The following is a 16,905-nucleotide window of genomic DNA, read 5'->3' as shown; positions in this document are numbered from 1 at the left end:
GCATAACGGTCTCGTTTGAGGTACGCGAGCAGAACGCGCCGGCCGAGGTTTTGGATGTCGTCCGAGCCCTAGAGACTGCAGTACCCGGCTTTGTGGCAGTCCGAGTTGACCGCGACCTTGTTTCGACGTCTGATATTGCGACTCGGGTGGGCGTCAGCCGAGAGGCGGTGCGCAAGTGGAGCCTAGAGACGGACTTTCCAGTGCCGTTTGCCACAGTCAGCGGAAACAAACACGCTTGGGCATGGGGAGAAGTTCTTGTTTGGCTCGACGCCTCGCGGGGGATGGCACTTGGGGAGCGGCAACCGACCGAAGCTGTTGCAGTTCAGATTGACAACTGCCTTATGAAGAATCCCGATGCGACAACCGTGCGCTGGGAGCGCGTCTCGCGACCCGCTCCCCGCGCGAAGGCCATCTCGGCCACCTTCCGGGACGTCGTGCCGCTGGAGGAATGGCGAGAACAACGCCAGATGACCGGAGTGCGCTCTGCGCTCGAACATAGTCTCCGTCGGATGGCGCAGCGGTGACGCTGCTCACAATCAACTCCACATTCAGCCCAGAGGTAGCGCCACAGGACGTCCAGCGGATCATCGACGCCACGAAGGTGGTTGATGTCCGGCTGGATGAGGTTCACGCCGGGCCAGTCGGAAGCATCGGCCCAGAGATGTCTGTCCACGTGCAGGTCGAAGAACCGCAGCTTGGGCACCTCGACGAGCAGAATCGCGTGCTTGTGCGGTTCTCTCATTCGGTCGAATGCTCACCATCAAATGGCGAGGGTTCCCCGACAAAGATTCAGCTCGCGCACGTGGTGACTTTCGACGTCATCGAAGAACTCGAGACCACTTGGCCAGCTGTTGCCGCATGGATCGAGACGAACGCGTACTTCATCGCCTATCCGTACGTGCGTCAATCGGTGAGCACGCTGACGACCAACCTCGGATTGCCGGCTCTAGTGCTGGACTACTTGGGACGAGACGACCGTCCCTTCTCGTCTTGGGAAGAGTCTGAAGCGGGGCATGATCCCGCCGATTAATTGGTCTGGGCCCGTCCCGCTTGCGAAACGAAATGCGGCATCCGGCGAACGATGGCACGGGGTCAAACGATCCGAAGGGGCAGCCCCGTCGCTAGATTCGGGCCCCGTGTGAGTCGTTTTCCATTTGATGGGTACATTGCCGAGGGTGGTCGGCTGGTGAGGTGTAGCCGAGCGATGAGTGCCAGCGGTCGCGGTCGTACTCGGTCAGAAAGCGCCGAAGCGCACGCCGACAGCACTGCACCTGACCTCGACTCGATGACGAGTTCTGCCCCATTCGGCGAGGTTGCACTCCCCGCTCGCGTGGCGATCGTTCGTCCCACCCAGAACGTTACGGCTAAGACCTCGCGGCCGGCCAGCTTCGACTCCCTCGGGCATCGAAATCGATCCTTCCAGCTACGAAGGCGAGCATTCGTGTCGAGCTCGGCGGCGACGTCTACGTTGCGTCGTGGACCCCAAACACTGACGGGGACAGGGAACGTTCTGGCGTGATCCGAGTCGGCGGCGCGGTTCTTGGGCGTTACGTGGCCGCGGGCGGACCTCGGACAATTCAGACCACCGCGGACGGCTACAGGATCACCTGACTGGTCGTGCCGGCGACGCTCGATCACACCGAAGAGCGGCGCAGGAGTACCATGACTCCCACGCCGCTCTCCTGTTGCGATGGGTCAGCGAGCAATCCCGGCGTCGGTGTACGAGACCGGCGCTGCTACCGGCCCCGTAGCGGATCTCTCCGCGACGGGGCCGCTAGCTTTTGGGGAACGCTCGACGGCGACCGCGGCATACTTCAGCGACGCGCCGACACTGTCCGCGACGACGTCGCGCGTCTCGCGAGTCTGACCGGTCTCCTTGTCGGCGTAGGTGCCGAACCGGAGGTCACCTGCGACGATGACGGCGTCGCCCTTGCGGAGCGAGGTCGCCACATTGCGCGACTGCTGGTTGAACACCACGACGCGATGGAACACCGTGCCCGCGTCCTCCCAGCGGTTCGTTGTCTCGTTGAGACGCCGGTCGTTGACGGCGACAGTGAACCGGGCGTACTCGTTGCCCGACTCGCTCGCGCCGTGCTCGGGGTCACCGGTGAGGTTGCCCTCGATCGTGACCGGGATTCTGGTCGTCATCCTTCTTCCTTCCCTTCAGGAGACACGTCGTGTCTCAGCCGGCGTGGTTCTGGTCGATCCACGCGTCCCATTCGGTCTCGTCGGTCTGGCCGGTCCACGAGCGTGGCCTGAGCGAGTCGTGCTTGCTCGAGCAGCCCGAGCCGACGCGGCGAAGCCGATCCTTGGCCTGGGCGAGGCGTTCGTGCCATCCGATGGGGCCGAAGCCTGTGTCGTTCTTATCGAAGGATGCCTGGTGCAGGATGTGCAGGGCCGACAGCTCCTCGACGAGTTCGCCATGCTTCCACCAGCACGGCGGCACCATGCCGATCGACAGGTCGTACCGCACGGTGAACCACTCCACCCACTCACGCAGTTCCGTCCATGCGTTGCGCGATTCCTCCGTCGTGAGGTGCCGCCAGTCGACGGGCGGCACGCCGGTCGGCTCATCGGGGTGGCTGAGGATCGGCGGTCCGGCGAGCTGCGCCGCGACCATCGCCTCAATCTGTTCGGGAGTCAGTTCGGGCTCGTTCATGCCGTCTCCCGAAGCCGGATCAGCTTCTGCCTGACGATGTTCAAGGCGATCGTCGAGGCGACGCGACGCCCGCGGTGGTGGGCGAGCACGCGATCGTGCTCGATGATCTGGTGAAGCATCCCATGGCAATACCGATGCAGCGGCACGAGGTCGATGTGACGTTCGAACGCTCGCCACGTGCCGCCGGCGAACCGCACGCCGCTGTAGTCGAGGTGGTGCAGCTCGAGCTGGCTCGAGGTTGCCGGCCGCCCGCATCCCGCACAGGCCAGCGGGCGTCCCAGACGCTCTTGCTTCCGGAACCATCGAGCGCGCCGCGCGAGCCATGCGGGCGACGACAGGAACTCCGACCGATAGGCATTGCGCGTGACGGGCTTGCGGCGGTTACTCATTCCTCGCTCACCGCCTCGGGCTCGGGCGTCAGCCGGGTCCTGTCGAGGAAGACCTCCCGCTGGTCCTGTTCCATGGCGCGCTTCGTGGCCTGGATGACGCTGGCATCGCGGCGCTCGTCCCACCCGGTTAGGTCGAGAAGCGCGCTGCGGCGATTGCGGTAGGCGAGCAGGCCGACGCTCGGCGGCATCCGTCGGATCTCGTCGACCGACATCAGCGGCAGGCGTTCGTGATGCTCGCTGGTGGAGTGTCCTGCCTCACGCGTCGACCACGAGCGCTGCGTTCTCGTGCGCTGTCGGCTGCCGAGGATGGCTTCGATGTCGCGAAGGTGACTCACGTTCGAGCCGCCGCCGAGGATCACCTTTGCGGTCGCTGCGGCCCAGATGGTGTCGGCCTCAGCGCGCGACCAGGACGTCTCGGCCTGCGACAAAGCCTGCAGCACGATGAACGTGCAGATTCCGCGGCCACCGCCGTCGGCCATGATCCGCGGCAGATTGCCCCAGCGGAACATGTTCGCGATCTCGTCGAGGATGAGACCGAGCGGGTGCTGCAACCGCGCTCCCGGCGACGAGACGGCCCGCGAGCGGGCGACCTCGACGACGTCGTCGAGAAGCGCGCCGATGAATCCGCCCATGGCGCCGGCTCCGGCCGCGGAGCCGATCAGATACAGGGTGTTCGCGTCGTCGAGGAAATCGTGCGGGTCGAAGACCCGGTCGCCGGCGCGGGGCGTGAGCGCTTCTCGAATCTGCGGAATCGCCAGCGGAGCCACCGCGCCGCGGACGCCGAACCAGATGGACGAGACGAGCTTGATGTCGGCCGAGAGTGTCGAGTCCAGCGAGTCACCCCAGCCAGGTGCGCCGTCCGTCCGCAGGATCGAGACCGCAGCGTTCTGCGCGACGGTCGGGTTCGTGCCCCAGCGGTATAAGTCGTCGATCGAGCAGTTGCCAACGGCTGCGGCGTGCAGCAGCTGGCCGAGCACATCGCCGGCCGCTTGCGCCCACTCGCCGTTGGTCGATGAGACGCCGATCGCGGTGCCGGTGACGATCGCGTTGCCGCGCTGTGCCGCAACGAGCGGGTCTTCGCACCCGGCGAAGGGGGAGATGCGTGTCGGATGCCGCACCCCGGTCAGCTCCTGAGGGTCGAACACGTGCACCTGGCCGCGCCGCTCACGCATGCGCATCGTGGCGGTGAGGTTGTCGTTCGTCGTGGAGGTTGTGATCAGCGGACCCGACCAATCCAGGATCGCGGAGATCAGTACACGGAAGCCCTTGCCCGAGCGGGGTGGCCCCTCGAGCACTACGGAGTCTTCGATCGAGACGAACACATCGGTGCCGCGAGCGCGGCCGACGCGCCAGCCGACGTCCGTCGGCTTGGGGCGGACGACATCGGGTCGAAGCTGCTCGGCGCGCCGCAAGACGGCCTTTCCCGACAAGTCGTCGCGGACCTCGGCGGCGTTCGCGAAGCCCGGCCGTGAGAGCAGGTCGGCGATGAATGCGCGATCCGATTCCTTGTAGCGGCGGTAGGCGAGGTACGCGGCGACCGCGAGCGCCACGACCATGGCGACCGCCACGTAATCGGCGATCATGATGGCCCCTCGGGGAAGCTCACACCCGGCCGGGGCGGTGTACGCCGCCGAGCTGCCGGTGACCGCGAGCCACAGCCCCGAGAAGAAGCTCTCCGCCGTTGGACGGGACCCGCAGGCGACCCACGTCACGAACTCCGCCATGAACGAGAACACGAAGTTGAACACGACGGCGATGGCGACGAGGGCCGCGATCCCCTTGCCGAGCATCCCCTGCCTCATGGCCTTCTCCTTTCAGAGGCCGCGCGCCGCGGATGCGGCGACGCGGATCCATGCGTCTCGAGTGGTCGGCCGGAGGTCGTCGAGACGCAGCGGACCCGACTTGAGGGCAGGGTCGAACGGGATGCGCTCGACTGCCCGGACGTGCCCGGCGAAGCCATCCGCGATGCGATTGGCGGAACGCGCGTTGGGCTCCGCCTCGGTGACGACGACCACCGCGTTGTCGGCAAGCGATCGCGACCGTTCGTCTCGCTCGCGAAGCGCGTCGAGCAGGAGCGCCGCCGATTCGGCCGATTCCGGCGCGGCCAGCGTAGGGACGACGAGCTGATATGACGAGTCGACCATCCGCAGCCAGCGCTCCGCAGACTCGTCGTTGCCCGAGTCGAAGATGACCACACGGTAGTAGCGGGCGGCGATCTGCATGACCAGGTCGAACTCGGCGGTGAGGATGCGCTGATGCACGGCGAGCAGCTCGGGGTTCGAGCGCAGCACGTCGTACCGGTCGACTGGCTGGTGGTGCACGAATCGTGCGATGTCTGCGACTCCCGCACCGGGAGCGAGCAGGTCGGATGCCGCGGGCAGCAGATCCTTGATCGTCGTGTCGTAGCGCCCCTGCTCGGTGCGCCAGCCGAGAGTGCCGCGGGTGTCGTTGTTGTCCCACGCGAGCACGGTGCCGCCACCATGCCGGGCGAACACCGCGGCGAGCATGGCCGTCGTCATCGTCTTGCCCACTCCGCCCTTGCCGTTCGCGACCGCGATGGTGCGGCATCCGGCCCACTGCTGCGACACAGCCCGATCATTTGCCTGGCGCTCGAGCGCCGCAGGCGACGGTCCGAACCCGAGACGGGCGAAGAATGCCCGCCACCCGCGGACGGTCTGCTCAGCCGGGGCCGCCGTGTCGATGAACGATGGGCGCCGGGGAGGCTCCGGGGCACGGTGATTGCGGATCGGCTCGTGCTCCGGAGCTTCGGTGTTCACCTCCTCTCCTTGTTGCGATGGGCTCGCGGTCAGTGGTTGCTCGGTGATCGGCATGGCAGCCGCGCTCGCCGCGGGCGAGGCGATCGTGCCGTCAGCGGCGATGAGCATGTGATGTTCGCCTCGGTCGCCCGTGGTGACGAGTTCCACCGGAATGCCGGTGCGCCGCGCTTCTTCCGCAGTGCGGCGCAGGATCATCTGACGGATGTCGGCGACCGGCGTTGCGGCGAGGGGTTCGACAAGTCCATCCGGGGTGGTGAACATCGCGGTGGGACCGGTGACCGAGGCGAACGCGCGCGGCGTGGTGTCGAGACTCATTGGGGTGCCTCCTTCCAGGGCGGTGAGAGCCAGCCCTCGAGGCTGGCGTCGGGGGGAGAGTCGTCTGGCCAGAAGCGGTCGAGTTCCGCGGTATCAAAGAGGCGCAGCATCCCGTCGTCCTCGTGGTGCTGTAGCGCGCTGTCGGTCGCGAAGAGCTCGTACTCCCACGCCGTCGAGGTCGCGAAGCAGTCGACCGCGTACGCGTACTGGCCGACGTAGGCGAGGAAGACGCCCATCCGCAGCCGACGCGCATCTTCGACGTGGGTCGCCGGTATGTTGAGGCGCTCGCGCAGGGCGGCGGCCTCTTGATGGTTGGCGCGGAAGATGAACTTGTTCTCGATGTCGCCGACGATCGAGTAGGCGAGGTTGCGTTCCTTCGACCCGGCGTCACCGACGGCATCCAGATCGCCCATCTTGTGCAGGATCACGATGTTGCTGATGCCGTAGTGGCGTGAGAGCTTGAGCCATTGCTGGAACATCTGCAACGCGGCGAGCGAGGTCATGTCGCGCCAGCCCTCTTCGCGGATCAGGTAGCGCGTCCGCTTGGCGGAGCGATCCGAGACGACTGCCTGGATCCACGCCGTCGTGCACACCTGGGTGAGCTGCGCGACGAGTTCACTGCGCGAGAACAGTTCACTCGTGTCTACCACCACGATGGGCGCGTCGGCGTCGAACGCGACGGTTGACTCGTCCTCGAAGAGGCCAGACAGGTCGCCGTCGACGAACCGGCGCAACACGAACCGCGGCTGCACCGCTCCGTCGGCCAGCCGGAAGTCGGTGCCGGCATCTTCGACGATCGCGCCGAGCTGCTCGTAGACGCTGCGGAGCGTCGGGTGATCCGCGGTGATCCGGATGCTGCGCTCCAGCGCTTCATGGATCGCCGCGTGCTCGACCGCCGTCAGACGGGTCGAGCCGAGCGCCATCTCGACGACGGAGACGAGCGTTGTGATGCGGCGCTGGCGCACCATCTTCTCGTCCTGTTCGTCGTCGGCATCCGCACGTCGCGGTCCGCGGTCGAGCGGGTTGAGGCGTGCCGCGCTGCCGCCGCCGATCCGAATGACTACGCCGCCCGGCACGGCCTCGGCGACCGCCACCCACTCGCCCTTCGGGTCGGACGGCACGACGGCCTGGTGTCCGAAGGCGAGCGAGCGGGTGACGAGAGTCTTCACGGTGGCGGACTTGCCCGCGCGATACGCGCCGAGTACAAGGATGTTGGTCGAGAAGGTGCCGCGATCAGTCGAGTCGGCGTAGGCCTCCCACGGCGAGAAGTGCCAGAGCGCGTCGGCGTTGAGGTCGACGCCCAGAATGGGGCCGCGGTGACCGAGTCCGGCATCCGCCACGAACGGATAGATTCCCGCGATCTGCCGTGAGGTCGCCTGATGGGCCGGGACGCTGGGACGCGCGAGATTCCAGTACCCGCCTTCGGTCAGCCCAGGGCCGAACGGCCCGTGTACTGCGGCCTCGGGGAGCGCCCGGTCGCGGCGGCGCGTCTTCGGCGGGCGTTCGTTGTCTTGGGCGCGGGCGAGCTCGTGTCGGAGTTCGCGCTTCTCGCGGTTCGTGAGGTTTCCGGGTTCGAAGACGGCGACGCGGCGGACCATCAGTTCATCCCCAGTCCGATGGGCAGCACGTTGACCATCAGCGCCTCCGCCTGCTGGCAGTACAGGATCTGCGGCTCCATGCCCGCGCGCGCGAGGGCGTTCCGCATTCCGGCGATCGCCTGGTCGAGCCGCTCCTCGTCGGGAGCGGTGACGGTGAGGTAGGCGCCGTACCGGAACTCGCCGTGCCCCGCGACGATCTCCTCTTCTTGGCGCTCGAGGGCATCCCAGTCCGCAGCATCTGCAGCCGAGCCATCGACACCGCGCTTCGCGCGGAGTCGCTCGTTGCCGCGCCACACCTTCTTGTCGTCTTCGATGCGACGCATCGCCTTCTTGACCGAGACCGGAGTCAGGACGATCGAGAAGATGTGGGTGATCGCCTCGCCAGTGGACGGCATGCGGGCGAACACGATCGGCTCGACGAAGCCCACCACGGTGTCGGAGCGGGGCCACTCGTGGATCCACATCGTCGTGTGCACGCCCGAGTCGGTGTAGACGATGCCATTCTTGCCGCGCGGCTCTTCCATATACATCGGGCCGATCGCCACCGGATCGACGCCGGCGTGCCCGTCGTCGCGGTTCTGAACATTGGAGGCGAACTCGGGGTCGAATCCCACACGCGTCAGGGCCGCGACATCCCGCGCGTTCAGCCACCGGCGCACGCTCATGCGTGCCGCGCGCAGGGCGTCGCCGAGGTTCCGCGCTTCGAGGTAGGCCAGGGCCTTCACGGCATCCTGCCCGCCGCCGAGCGACCTCAGCTGCGGCCCGAGCGCGATGAGATCAAGCGTGAAGGTGAGGTAGTTGCGGTGCGCCACGGCGAACGGCTCGGACTTGTTCATGACCTCGTCGTAATTGCGGGCGAGAACGGAGTCAGGGTCGAGCCCGCGGCGAAGCGTGACCGACTCGTAGTGATCGCGCGCGGCGCGGATGGTGGTCGGCACCGTGCGCTCCTGGAGCACTGCGCGCTTGATGCCTGGGCGCTGCGTGAACGACGCGAGCACCGGGGACCACTGCTGGGCGAGGTCATAACGCTCGGCGGTGTCCTTCATGAGGAACCCCTGCACCTCGACCTCCGCGGTCACCGACACCGAGTGGTCGTGCGGGTTGTAGATGCACGCGACGCCGTCGACATCCCACAGCTGGATCGATGCGCGGATGCCGGGGAGGTTCAGCGTGCCCGCGAGTTGGGTGCGCTCGGGACGGTAGACCTGCTTGGTCGCGCCCATTGCGTGGCGCACCTGCTTCATGAGCCAAAGCCCGACCTGGCGAGGAGCGGAGTCGCCGTGCACGGTCACCAGCGCGAACACGCCGATCGGCAGGTAGAGGGGCGCGGCGTAGAGGAGCCCAGGAGGACCGAACCGATTCACGGCGATGAGCACGATGACCGCGGCGACCGCCATACATGTGAGCTGCCAGGGGTCCATGCCCATCACGACGCCCTGCCGTGAGCGGCGGGGGAGCCGTACCGGGCGGGCCAGATCCTGCGTTGTCATTGGGCTGTCCTCTCAGTGCGGGATCGTGGTGGCGCGGCCGGCGCTTGCTGCCTTGTCGCGGTCGTGCCCGGGCTGGTGGCGCCCGAGGGCTTCGGGGCAGCGGTGGGGGATGCTGCGCCGGAGGAGCCGGGAGTGCCAGGGGTTCGTGGCGGGCCGGATGAACCTGCCGGACCGCGCGTGCCTCCGCCATTCGGAGTGGAGCCGCCGGAGGCGGGCGAGGTGCCGGGCGAGCCTGGGCGCGGAGACCGTGACGGTGCGCCGGCGGGTGTCGCGCCGATCCGGCTGGGGATGCGCGAGACCGAGCGCGCAGCACCCGAGGTGGCGCGGCCCGCGCTGGACCCCACACTCGAGCCGACAGAGTCCGCGGCGACGGCGCCGACGAAGCTGAACAGGCCGAAGAGAGCGAACGGGGCGAAGGCAACGAGAACTAGGCCGATGAGCAGAGGCCACGACTGCGGGTCCCAGATCGTGTGGATGCTCGCGAGACCGTTGATGATCAGCGTGACGAACCCGATCGTCAAGGGACCCGTCAGCAGGAGAACGACGACCGCCGACACGTAGCGCACGACCCACTGGGGCCCGACGGAGCGGGTGGGATACAGCATCCAGGCGATCGGCCCTACAGCGATCAGGGCGGCCAGCACGATGTTCCGGAAGGCGAACACGAGCATGAGGAGCAGCATTCCGAGCATCAGGAGGCCGTGGATCAGGAAGGCGAAGAAGTAGTTCGCCTGGCCCCCGGCCCACATCACCGACTGCAGCGTGGCGAACAGGCCGTCCCGCCCGTCACGGTTCATCACATACCAGGTGAGGTCGTCGACCGCGTTGAGGAGGTGGCCGGTGGCCCACAGCGACACCGCGACGGCGGGGAAAGCGATGAAGCTGCGAATCAATGCACCGACCAGCTCGGCACGATCGCCTGAAACGATGGCCGCGCCGATCGCCCACACCATCGATCCGAACAGCACGGCGAGAACCGCCCAATGCCAGAACGACCACTCCGCCGTCGCGGCGGACCACAGTACCGACGATGTGTCGAAGCGCATGTTCTGGGCGACAGCGAACATCATCGCCGTTGCCGACAAAGCCATACCGCGGCCCGCGTTCTCAAACGTGATGCAGACGACATCGCCGATCGAGCATCCGTAATCGACGAGAAGCGGCTTGCCTCCGCTCGTCTTGATCGCCGGGACGTGCGCTTCGTACGTTGTGCACACTGTCGCCTTGCCGCCATCGACGAACACGTTGATGAAGCACTGCTGCGGCTTGATATCTGCGGTGTTCTGCGGCGTGCAGGTGATCTGCTCATCGACGCGGGAGCAGTCGACAGGGTAGGCGGGGGCCGACCACGGCTCGCCGGTGACTGGGGTGGCGTTCGTTGCTGCGACGGATGCTGTCCCCGCCGTTGTCGGCGGCGCGGAGGCCGCGGCACTCGCGGGACCGACCGCACACACCGCCAGACCGAGACCGACGGCGGCCCCGGCGAGCAGTGAGCGGAAGGTGGACATCAGAATCCGAAGTCGAAGTTCACGAACCACTGGAAGAGGCCCGATGCTGCACCCAGGACGGCGGCGGCGATGAAGATCCAGAGGATGTTCTCGCCCGCCCAGGTCCGGACCCGGTCCGACGCGAGCCCTCGAAACGCCAGTGAGGCGCCGGCGATGATCAGCATGATCAGGACGACGAGCATTGCGCCGGCCAGGATGTACGAGGCGACGACTTGGAAGCCCTGGAAGAACGGCGCCGAGAAGTCTGGCTGAATGTCGGGAACGTCGACGTCCGACGGCATGGACTGGGTGAATTGCATGACAGCTCCTCGGTTTCGTTCGTCACTTGAGCGGAAGGCCGTGTGCGGCCATGAACGGCTGCGGGTCAATAGGGGTGCCGCCTTGCTGGACCTCGAAGTGCAGGTGGCATCCGAAGGAACGTCCGGTGTTGCCCTCGGCGCCAAGGGCGGTCCCGCCTGCAATGGCGTCGCCGACGGCGACGCGGAGCGAGCTCCACTGCATGTGGCCGTAAAGCGTGACGAGACCGCCGCCGTGGTCGATGCGAACGGCGTTGCCGTAGCCATGGAAGGAGCCTGCTGTGATGACCTTGCCTGGTCCCGCGGCATAGACCGTGGCGCCGCATCCCTGTGCCATGTCGTACCCCTTGTGGTCAGTCGAGCAGAAGCTGCACCCCTGAACGGGGTGGTATCCGAAGCCGCGGCCTTTCGAGTAGTAGCCGGCGAGGGGGTATCCCCAGTCGCCGCTCGCGATCGGGGCCCCGCGAGTCTGGATCTCTGCGGCGGCAGATTGCCCCGCGACCGCGAAGGGTACGGCGATGAGCGGTGTCAGGATGAGCGCGCTGCTAAGCACGCCGAAGAGGAGAACCCCGATTGCGATCTTGCGGCCCGTCCTCGTGTTCGCGAGGGCTGCGGCTGCGGCGACCGGGACTCCCATGTCAGGGCTCCAATGACCCCGAGAAGTATCGGACCACCTTGCAGTCGCCTGCTTGCTGGGCTGAATCCGGAGTAGGCACCGAGCCCTTACCGCACAGAACTTGGACGCTCACGCGCACCGTCTCGTCATACGACGTCTCACCGCCGTCGCTATCCGATCGGGTATAGGTGAGGGTGACATCCGCCGTGCCGATGCTCATGTCGCCTGACACGTCATCGGGGACAGCGCTGAACGTGACGTCGCCCGGCACCGCTGCCGACACGCGTCCGTCTTCGTTCGCGAGCGAGTCCCACTCTTCTTCCGGAAGCACCACGGCCTGGCGAAGCTCGAGCTGCGATGCGCGCATGTCGTCTTCGCGATCCTGCTCCGAGGTGTACCGGATGTCGGGCGTGAACCAGGTGTCGAGATAGGCAAGCCAGTCGTCGCGATTGCTCTTCTGGGTGTCGAACGTGGATGCCGCAGTCAGCGCCGCGCGGGCGTATGCGTCTCGGTCGGTGGTGATCGGCTCTGGCACCCACCCCTTCTCTGCGACGGAGGAGTCCACCACTTGGTCCACGGGGGAGGTGGTGGCTGTGGCGACCGAGGAGGGGCTCGACGTCGTGGCGGGCGTCGCTCTCGGTGCGGACTGCGGCGAGAAGAGCGCAGTCAGGACGATTGCGATCATTCCGACGATGAGCACCCCGCCGCCGGCGATCGCCCAGACGAGCCCGCGTCGGCTCTTGTTTCGAGATGGAGTGGTCATCTGCCCGCCCGGATATCGAGCGTTGCCGGCGTGCATCGAGCGATCTGCCCAATTGAAAGCCGCGGCATCCGCAGGCGCTTCATCGCCAATCTCCGGGGAGGGGAGGAGCGGTGCGATCCCTTGACATGAGGGAAGCATATAACGCTACACTCCGTTTGTGAAGCATTTTTTGAATCGGTCATCTGGACGACCGTTGAACAGTGCGCGACACTGGGCAGGTGCCCCGCTACGCCCGCCCCGCGAACAGTGACTACGCGGAGGATCCCATCAAGGCATTCGGGAACATCATGCAGGCGACCATCATCGGTTACCTGCGGAAGAATCCTGGCCTGACGAGAGGCGAGATCGCCGAGGCGATCGAGCTTCCGAAGATGACGATCGCCAATGGGATCGAGAAGCTGATCGACGCCGGTCTGATCATTGCGGATCCGCCGCGCGACGTCGCAATGAGAGGCCAGCGGGTGCGMTACATCGTCGATGATGCTCGCGTGACCGAGATGGTGATGCGCCTGGAGCAGGTGCTGGGGGAGTTCTAGCCTGCTCGGCCGCGCCATTGCGCGGTCGTGGCGAGCGTTCGGCTCTCGCATGTCGAACCCCTCCTCGAGGACACCCGGGTTCGCTGGGCTCGATCGTTGAGCATGCYCAAACCGGCGTGGCGCCCAGCCTTGCACTCCGGTGCGCCGATGCGCAACCGTTGTTTTGAGCATGATCAACGGGTATCGTGAGCCTTCACCACGGCGACGTTGGGCATGCTCAATCGATGACGCCTCGCGTTGCCTGGGGGCGAAGAACGGTAATGGAAATGACTGAGGACGAGAGCACGGCGGCCGCCGAGGACTTGGCCAGGCGCCTTCGGCTGCTCCTGGATGTCTCGATCGCCGAAACAGGCACTGAGCCTACGTACTCCCAGATCGCGGCCTTTGTGCAGAGTCGCGGCCTCAATCTTTCCCGGTCACGATGGACCTACATGGTCAACGGTCATCGTTACGTGCAGGATCGTCCCCTGTTCGAGGCCTTGGCGGAGTTCTTCGCCGTAGACGCCGCCTTCCTGGTCGGAGACGGGGGTGGGGCGATGCCCGCAAAGGTCGCTGCGCAGCTCAACCTCGTGCGCTCGATGAGGGCGGCGAAGGTCAAGTCGTACGCCGCGCGCACCTTGGGAGATATCTCTCCAGACGCGCTGCAGGCGATCAGCCGATTCCTGGACGAGGAAATGACTCACAAGTAGGAGTAGCCAGGCGAGCCCATCAAGGAGAAATCGCCAGCGCTTCCGCAGGGAGGTGACGACATCGTGAACACTGAATCGATCGCAGCGACGGTCAGGTCGGAGCTGCGCCTCGGGGATGTCTTCTCTTTCGACGACCTCGTCGGCGCGGTTGAGCGACGCAGACGGCGCCCGCTGCGGATCGTTGAACTGGCGGACCTGAATGAGCGCGACGGCATCTGCGCGGTGTGGTTGGTAGCCGAAACCGAGGATGTCGTCCTCCACGCCCATAGTGACTCGACGCTTCACCGGCAGCAGTTCGTCTTGCATGAACTGGCCCACATGATCCTCGGGCACGGCGGCGACGATCGTTTGGAGACCCCAGACTCGCTGCTGCCGGACATCACTCCATCGACCCGCCGTCGCCTCCTCAGCCGCAAGGATCTCGATACGGTGGATGAAATCGCCGCCGAGGCGCTGGCAGATCATCTCGCGGCCGCGATCCGCGGTTGCGCCTTCCACCAGTCGAGGTTCTTGGAGATCTTCGGTTGATTCAGGTCCTCGTCTCCGTCCTGATGTGGCTGCTTGTCGCGAGCCTGCTCATCTTGCGTCGAGACCGAACCGACCACAGCATCACCTACTCTGCGGTGACGATCGCGGTCGCGATGACACTCAACGTCGATGCCGTCTACAGCTGGGTCGATCACATGCTCGGCGGCGCGAACATCGTGACGCTCCTCGCCGACCTCGCCCTGATGATCGGGATCTTCTTCCTCGGTCGAGGAGTCGCCAAAGCCTCTGAGTACACGCCGCGCGTGATCAAAGTCGCGCTCGGACGGACCGTGCTCGCGGCTGCGCTCGGGGGCGCAGTGGTTGCGTTCACGCTTATCGATCGGGGCGCGACGACGACGACTTTCATGCTGGACTACGGCGCCCAGCCGGCGGCTGCGGCGTATTCGATCGTCCAGTACGCGTACGACGGTGCGATCATGACCACCATGGCGGTCGTCGCCGCTGGGCAGATCGGCCGCAGTACAGGTGCAGCACGGCTGCCAGCTGTCTCGCTCCTTATCGGAAGCCTGATCGGCGTCACATTGGCGATTGTGATCATCGTCATGGATATCGCACACGTCACCGGGAACCTCACATTGATGTCCACGCTCGGGATCGCGTATGGACCGCTCTTCCTCTTGACGTTCCTCTTCCTCTGTTCGGGGTTGGCGGGTCAGCCTGCGATCGGCTGGGCACGGGCTCGCTCACGGATGGCGAACACGCGCGGGCTCGTCGCCCGCGTAACCCCGATCTGGCACCGGGCCAACGCTGTGCGGCCGGGCATGAGTCAGCAGCTGGCTGGTGGGTTCCGAGGCGAGGACGCAGACGCCCAGCTGCATCGGCAGGTCGTCGAGATCCGGGATGCCGTTATCGACCCTCGTGTCACGTTCGAACTGAGCGCATCCGAGCGTGAACTGCTCGAGGAAGCGGAAGCGCACCTGATGGGGCGAAACGTGTCTCCGCGCCCTGTCATCAGGCAATCGAAGGAAGCGCATTGAGGTGGATCGTCGCGGCTGCGGCCGGCGCTTACGCCACTGCTGTCGGAGCCGCCGGGGTCGGTTTCGTGATCGCCCGTCGGCTGACCGCGCCCACCGCTGCACGAATGTTCGACCTCACCGTCCGAGACGTAGTTCGGCGCGAGGGTCGCGACGCGGTGGTTCTCGACCGAACTGCGCGGACCTCGGCGCCGGGGCTCTACAACCTATGGCTCGAGGACGGCGGATGGGTGCGGGTCGGATCGGTTGTGGCGGAGGCGGGGGATAGCGTCACCCGTCTCGTCGAGTCGACCACGCCGGATGGTGCGTTGCGCGCGGGCAGCCGATTCTCTTGGAGCGGCATCTACTACCGGGACCCGGCGGATGCAGGACTCCAGACGGTGGATGTCGTCGTGGAAACGCCGGTCGGGCCGGCGCCGGCGTGGCTGATCCCTTCGTCGGAGGGCGAGGGCGATCGGTGGGCGATCCACATCCACGGGCTAGGCAGCCCCCGGGCCGGCACGCTCCGCGGCGTAGAGGTCGCTGCACAGTGCGGACTCACCTCCCTCGTCGTGACGTACCGGAATGACGGTGAAGGTCCCACAGTGGGGACGGGTCGCTCCACACTCGGCGCGACGGAGATGGAGGACGTTCGCGCGGCGGTGCACTACGCGCTGGATCGCGGGGCGCGACGGATCGTGCTGTTCGGCTGGTCGATGGGTGCCGCGATCGCACTTCAGTTGGCAGCGGATGCCGAGTTCCTCGGCGTCGTCGATGGACTGGTGCTCGAATCGCCGGTGCTGGATTGGCAGGCGACGATCAACACGAACTGCGCGCGGGCAGGGTTGCCTGCGTGGTTCGGGGTGTTCGCTCGACCTTGGTTGCAGTCTCGGGCGCTGGCGCGGGTGGTCGGGCTCGAGTCTGAAGTGCTCCTGGACCGCTTCGACTGGATCGCGCGCGCCGATGAGCTTCGTGTCCCGACGCTTATGCTGCATGGCACTGGCGACACTTCCTCACCACATGCCGCATCGAGCCGACTGGCTGGCCAGCGGCCACTCGTTGTCCGTCTCGCCTCCTTCGATGCGGATCACGCCATGGCATGGAACTCGGATCCCGAGCGTTGGCGGGCCGCCGTCCGCGAATGGCTAGACGGCCGGACCAGGTGAATCCGGGCACTAGGTCATCTCTGAACTCGCTCGGGTAACGCGTAGGTACCGCAACATCCTGCCAGGCGACCCTCCCGGGCGAGCCAGATCAGATGTCACCTATCCGTGCAGCAGTCCCGTTCGTGGTGCGGAGGAGCTCACAGATGTGAGTCACCGGAGCTCGCTCCGAAGTGTCGAGCGTGTCCGACACCGTGAGCTTCCGCACGACGTGTCAGCTCACCGGGAACTAATTCGCGATGACGGATCAGCGCGGAGCGTTCAAGAATCCAGCCAGAGTTCCGATCCAAGTTCGACTGGGTTGGTCCCTCGCGGAAAGTTTATCGAGGCGGCGAAGGACAGGGACTGCAGGGCGAAGCGAGCGATCCGCGCATCGGACCGCGAGGCGCCGGCTGTCGATGCGAGCGCATTGAGGGTTGAGCGCCACTGGCGGTCCAGTTCGGGAACGTTCCGCTTGACAGTGTCTCGAAAACCAACCGTTGCCACTGTCGGCGGCTCGTATGCAAGAAGGCGTACAGCCCCAGCGTGGCGGTAGCTGACGGCCATCACCTCAGATACCAACCGCGCGAGCTCGTCTTCCCGTGACTCGAGCGCGTCGCCGGCG

The 16,905-nt window shown here is 66.2% G+C and carries 19 protein-coding genes; 7 read left to right on the top strand and 12 right to left on the bottom strand.

The annotated features are described in order from the left end of the window. Positions 1-524, top strand: a 524-nt coding sequence (locus AC1DVT_RS10100; protein ID WP_477388623.1) for a hypothetical protein, incomplete at its 5' end; no start/stop codon positions are given. Next, positions 521-1,030 (top strand): hypothetical protein, encoded by a 510-nt coding sequence (locus AC1DVT_RS10095; protein WP_457100686.1) that lies wholly within the window; start codon positions 521-523, stop codon positions 1,028-1,030. The genes AC1DVT_RS10100 and AC1DVT_RS10095, both read left to right, overlap by 4 nt. Positions 1,031-1,695: 665 nt before the next feature. On the opposite strand, the gene AC1DVT_RS10090 is transcribed toward AC1DVT_RS10095, so the two are convergent. Genes AC1DVT_RS10090 through AC1DVT_RS10040 form a run of 11 tightly spaced genes read right to left on the bottom strand, consistent with a single transcriptional unit; the run spans position 1,696 to position 12,411 of the window. Next, positions 1,696-2,148, bottom strand: a complete 453-nt coding sequence (locus AC1DVT_RS10090; RefSeq protein ID WP_457100687.1) for a single-stranded DNA-binding protein — start codon at positions 2,146-2,148, stop codon at positions 1,696-1,698. 34 nt (positions 2,149-2,182) lie between these two features. Beyond that, on the bottom strand, positions 2,183-2,659 hold the full coding sequence (locus AC1DVT_RS10085; RefSeq protein WP_477388621.1) for a hypothetical protein: 477 nt from the start codon (positions 2,657-2,659) through the stop codon (positions 2,183-2,185). Further along, complete coding sequence (locus AC1DVT_RS10080; RefSeq protein ID WP_477388619.1) at positions 2,656-3,048, bottom strand: hypothetical protein; 393 nt, start codon at positions 3,046-3,048, stop codon at positions 2,656-2,658. Before AC1DVT_RS10080 ends, AC1DVT_RS10085 begins: the two co-directional genes overlap by 4 nt. After that, positions 3,045-4,850 (bottom strand): type IV secretory system conjugative DNA transfer family protein, encoded by a 1,806-nt coding sequence (locus tag AC1DVT_RS10075; RefSeq protein ID WP_477388617.1) that lies wholly within the window; start codon positions 4,848-4,850, stop codon positions 3,045-3,047. The genes AC1DVT_RS10080 and AC1DVT_RS10075 overlap by 4 nt, the downstream gene beginning before the upstream one ends. 12 nt (positions 4,851-4,862) lie before the next feature. Beyond that, on the bottom strand, positions 4,863-6,140 hold the full coding sequence (locus AC1DVT_RS10070; RefSeq protein ID WP_477388615.1) for a MinD/ParA family ATP-binding protein: 1,278 nt from the start codon (positions 6,138-6,140) through the stop codon (positions 4,863-4,865). Then, the gene (locus tag AC1DVT_RS10065) at positions 6,137-7,738 is read right to left on the bottom strand and encodes a hypothetical protein (protein ID WP_477388613.1); all 1,602 of its coding nucleotides are present in this window, start codon (positions 7,736-7,738) and stop codon (positions 6,137-6,139) included. Before AC1DVT_RS10065 ends, AC1DVT_RS10070 begins: the two co-directional genes overlap by 4 nt. After that, on the bottom strand, positions 7,738-9,228 hold the full coding sequence (locus AC1DVT_RS10060; RefSeq protein ID WP_477388611.1) for an SCO6880 family protein: 1,491 nt from the start codon (positions 9,226-9,228) through the stop codon (positions 7,738-7,740). Before AC1DVT_RS10060 ends, AC1DVT_RS10065 begins: the two co-directional genes overlap by 1 nt. Then, the gene (locus AC1DVT_RS10055; RefSeq protein WP_477388609.1) at positions 9,225-10,736 is read right to left on the bottom strand and encodes a hypothetical protein; all 1,512 of its coding nucleotides are present in this window, start codon (positions 10,734-10,736) and stop codon (positions 9,225-9,227) included. The genes AC1DVT_RS10060 and AC1DVT_RS10055 overlap by 4 nt, the downstream gene beginning before the upstream one ends. After that, on the bottom strand, positions 10,736-11,035 hold the full coding sequence (locus tag AC1DVT_RS10050) for a hypothetical protein (RefSeq protein WP_457100695.1): 300 nt from the start codon (positions 11,033-11,035) through the stop codon (positions 10,736-10,738). Before AC1DVT_RS10050 ends, AC1DVT_RS10055 begins: the two co-directional genes overlap by 1 nt. 22 nt (positions 11,036-11,057) lie before the next feature. Beyond that, a complete protein-coding gene (locus AC1DVT_RS10045) occupies positions 11,058-11,669 on the bottom strand; it encodes a M23 family metallopeptidase (protein ID WP_477388607.1) in 612 nt (203 codons plus the stop codon). 1 nt (position 11,670) lies between these two features. Continuing rightward, positions 11,671-12,411 carry a hypothetical protein gene (locus tag AC1DVT_RS10040; protein ID WP_477388605.1) on the bottom strand — a complete coding sequence of 247 codons (741 nt, stop codon included), beginning with the start codon at positions 12,409-12,411 and terminating at the stop codon, positions 11,671-11,673. A gap of 200 nt (positions 12,412-12,611) precedes the next feature. Here AC1DVT_RS10040 and AC1DVT_RS10035 point away from each other — a divergent pair, with 200 nt between their 5' ends. The 5 genes from AC1DVT_RS10035 (at position 12,612) to AC1DVT_RS10015 (ending at position 16,304) form a co-directional block, all read left to right on the top strand. Continuing rightward, a complete protein-coding gene (locus AC1DVT_RS10035) occupies positions 12,612-12,947 on the top strand; it encodes a winged helix-turn-helix transcriptional regulator (protein WP_477388603.1) in 336 nt (111 codons plus the stop codon). 266 nt (positions 12,948-13,213) lie between these two features. Next, entirely contained in the window at positions 13,214-13,636 is a 423-nt protein-coding gene (locus AC1DVT_RS10030) for a hypothetical protein (RefSeq protein ID WP_477388601.1), read from the top strand. Between the two features lie 63 nt (positions 13,637-13,699). Next, positions 13,700-14,164 (top strand): hypothetical protein, encoded by a 465-nt coding sequence (locus tag AC1DVT_RS10025; RefSeq protein WP_477388599.1) that lies wholly within the window; start codon positions 13,700-13,702, stop codon positions 14,162-14,164. Further along, on the top strand, positions 14,161-15,162 hold the full coding sequence (locus AC1DVT_RS10020; RefSeq protein ID WP_477388597.1) for a hypothetical protein: 1,002 nt from the start codon (positions 14,161-14,163) through the stop codon (positions 15,160-15,162). The genes AC1DVT_RS10025 and AC1DVT_RS10020 overlap by 4 nt, the downstream gene beginning before the upstream one ends. Then, complete coding sequence (locus AC1DVT_RS10015) at positions 15,159-16,304, top strand: alpha/beta hydrolase family protein (protein ID WP_477388595.1); 1,146 nt, start codon at positions 15,159-15,161, stop codon at positions 16,302-16,304. The genes AC1DVT_RS10020 and AC1DVT_RS10015 overlap by 4 nt, the downstream gene beginning before the upstream one ends. A 258-nt stretch (positions 16,305-16,562) precedes the next feature. Here the strand turns inward: AC1DVT_RS10015 and AC1DVT_RS10010 are convergent. Then, positions 16,563-16,905, bottom strand: a 343-nt coding sequence (locus AC1DVT_RS10010) for a hypothetical protein (protein WP_477388593.1), incomplete at its 5' end; no start/stop codon positions are given.

The sequence above is a fragment of the Microbacterium sp. P2_F9 genome (assembly GCF_056403635.1).
Note: the sequence above shows the minus strand (reverse complement) of the source record. Positions and strands in the feature narration are given on the sequence as shown.

Coding starts and splice junctions, on each gene's coding strand:
- AC1DVT_RS10075 (WP_477388617.1), bottom strand. CDS start 4,850: ATGAGGCAGGGGATGCTCGGCAAGGGGATCGCGGCCCTCGTCGCCATC.
- AC1DVT_RS10040 (WP_477388605.1), bottom strand. CDS start 12,411: ATGACCACTCCATCTCGAAACAAGAGCCGACGCGGGCTCGTCTGGGCG.
- AC1DVT_RS10065 (WP_477388613.1), bottom strand. CDS start 7,738: ATGGTCCGCCGCGTCGCCGTCTTCGAACCCGGAAACCTCACGAACCGC.
- AC1DVT_RS10090 (WP_457100687.1), bottom strand. CDS start 2,148: ATGACGACCAGAATCCCGGTCACGATCGAGGGCAACCTCACCGGTGAC.
- AC1DVT_RS10060 (WP_477388611.1), bottom strand. CDS start 9,228: ATGACAACGCAGGATCTGGCCCGCCCGGTACGGCTCCCCCGCCGCTCA.
- AC1DVT_RS10085 (WP_477388621.1), bottom strand. CDS start 2,659: ATGAACGAGCCCGAACTGACTCCCGAACAGATTGAGGCGATGGTCGCG.
- AC1DVT_RS10080 (WP_477388619.1), bottom strand. CDS start 3,048: ATGAGTAACCGCCGCAAGCCCGTCACGCGCAATGCCTATCGGTCGGAG.
- AC1DVT_RS10070 (WP_477388615.1), bottom strand. CDS start 6,140: ATGAGTCTCGACACCACGCCGCGCGCGTTCGCCTCGGTCACCGGTCCC.
- AC1DVT_RS10045 (WP_477388607.1), bottom strand. CDS start 11,669: ATGGGAGTCCCGGTCGCCGCAGCCGCAGCCCTCGCGAACACGAGGACG.
- AC1DVT_RS10055 (WP_477388609.1), bottom strand. CDS start 10,736: ATGTCCACCTTCCGCTCACTGCTCGCCGGGGCCGCCGTCGGTCTCGGT.
- AC1DVT_RS10030 (WP_477388601.1), top strand. CDS start 13,214: ATGACTGAGGACGAGAGCACGGCGGCCGCCGAGGACTTGGCCAGGCGC.
- AC1DVT_RS10050 (WP_457100695.1), bottom strand. CDS start 11,035: ATGCAATTCACCCAGTCCATGCCGTCGGACGTCGACGTTCCCGACATT.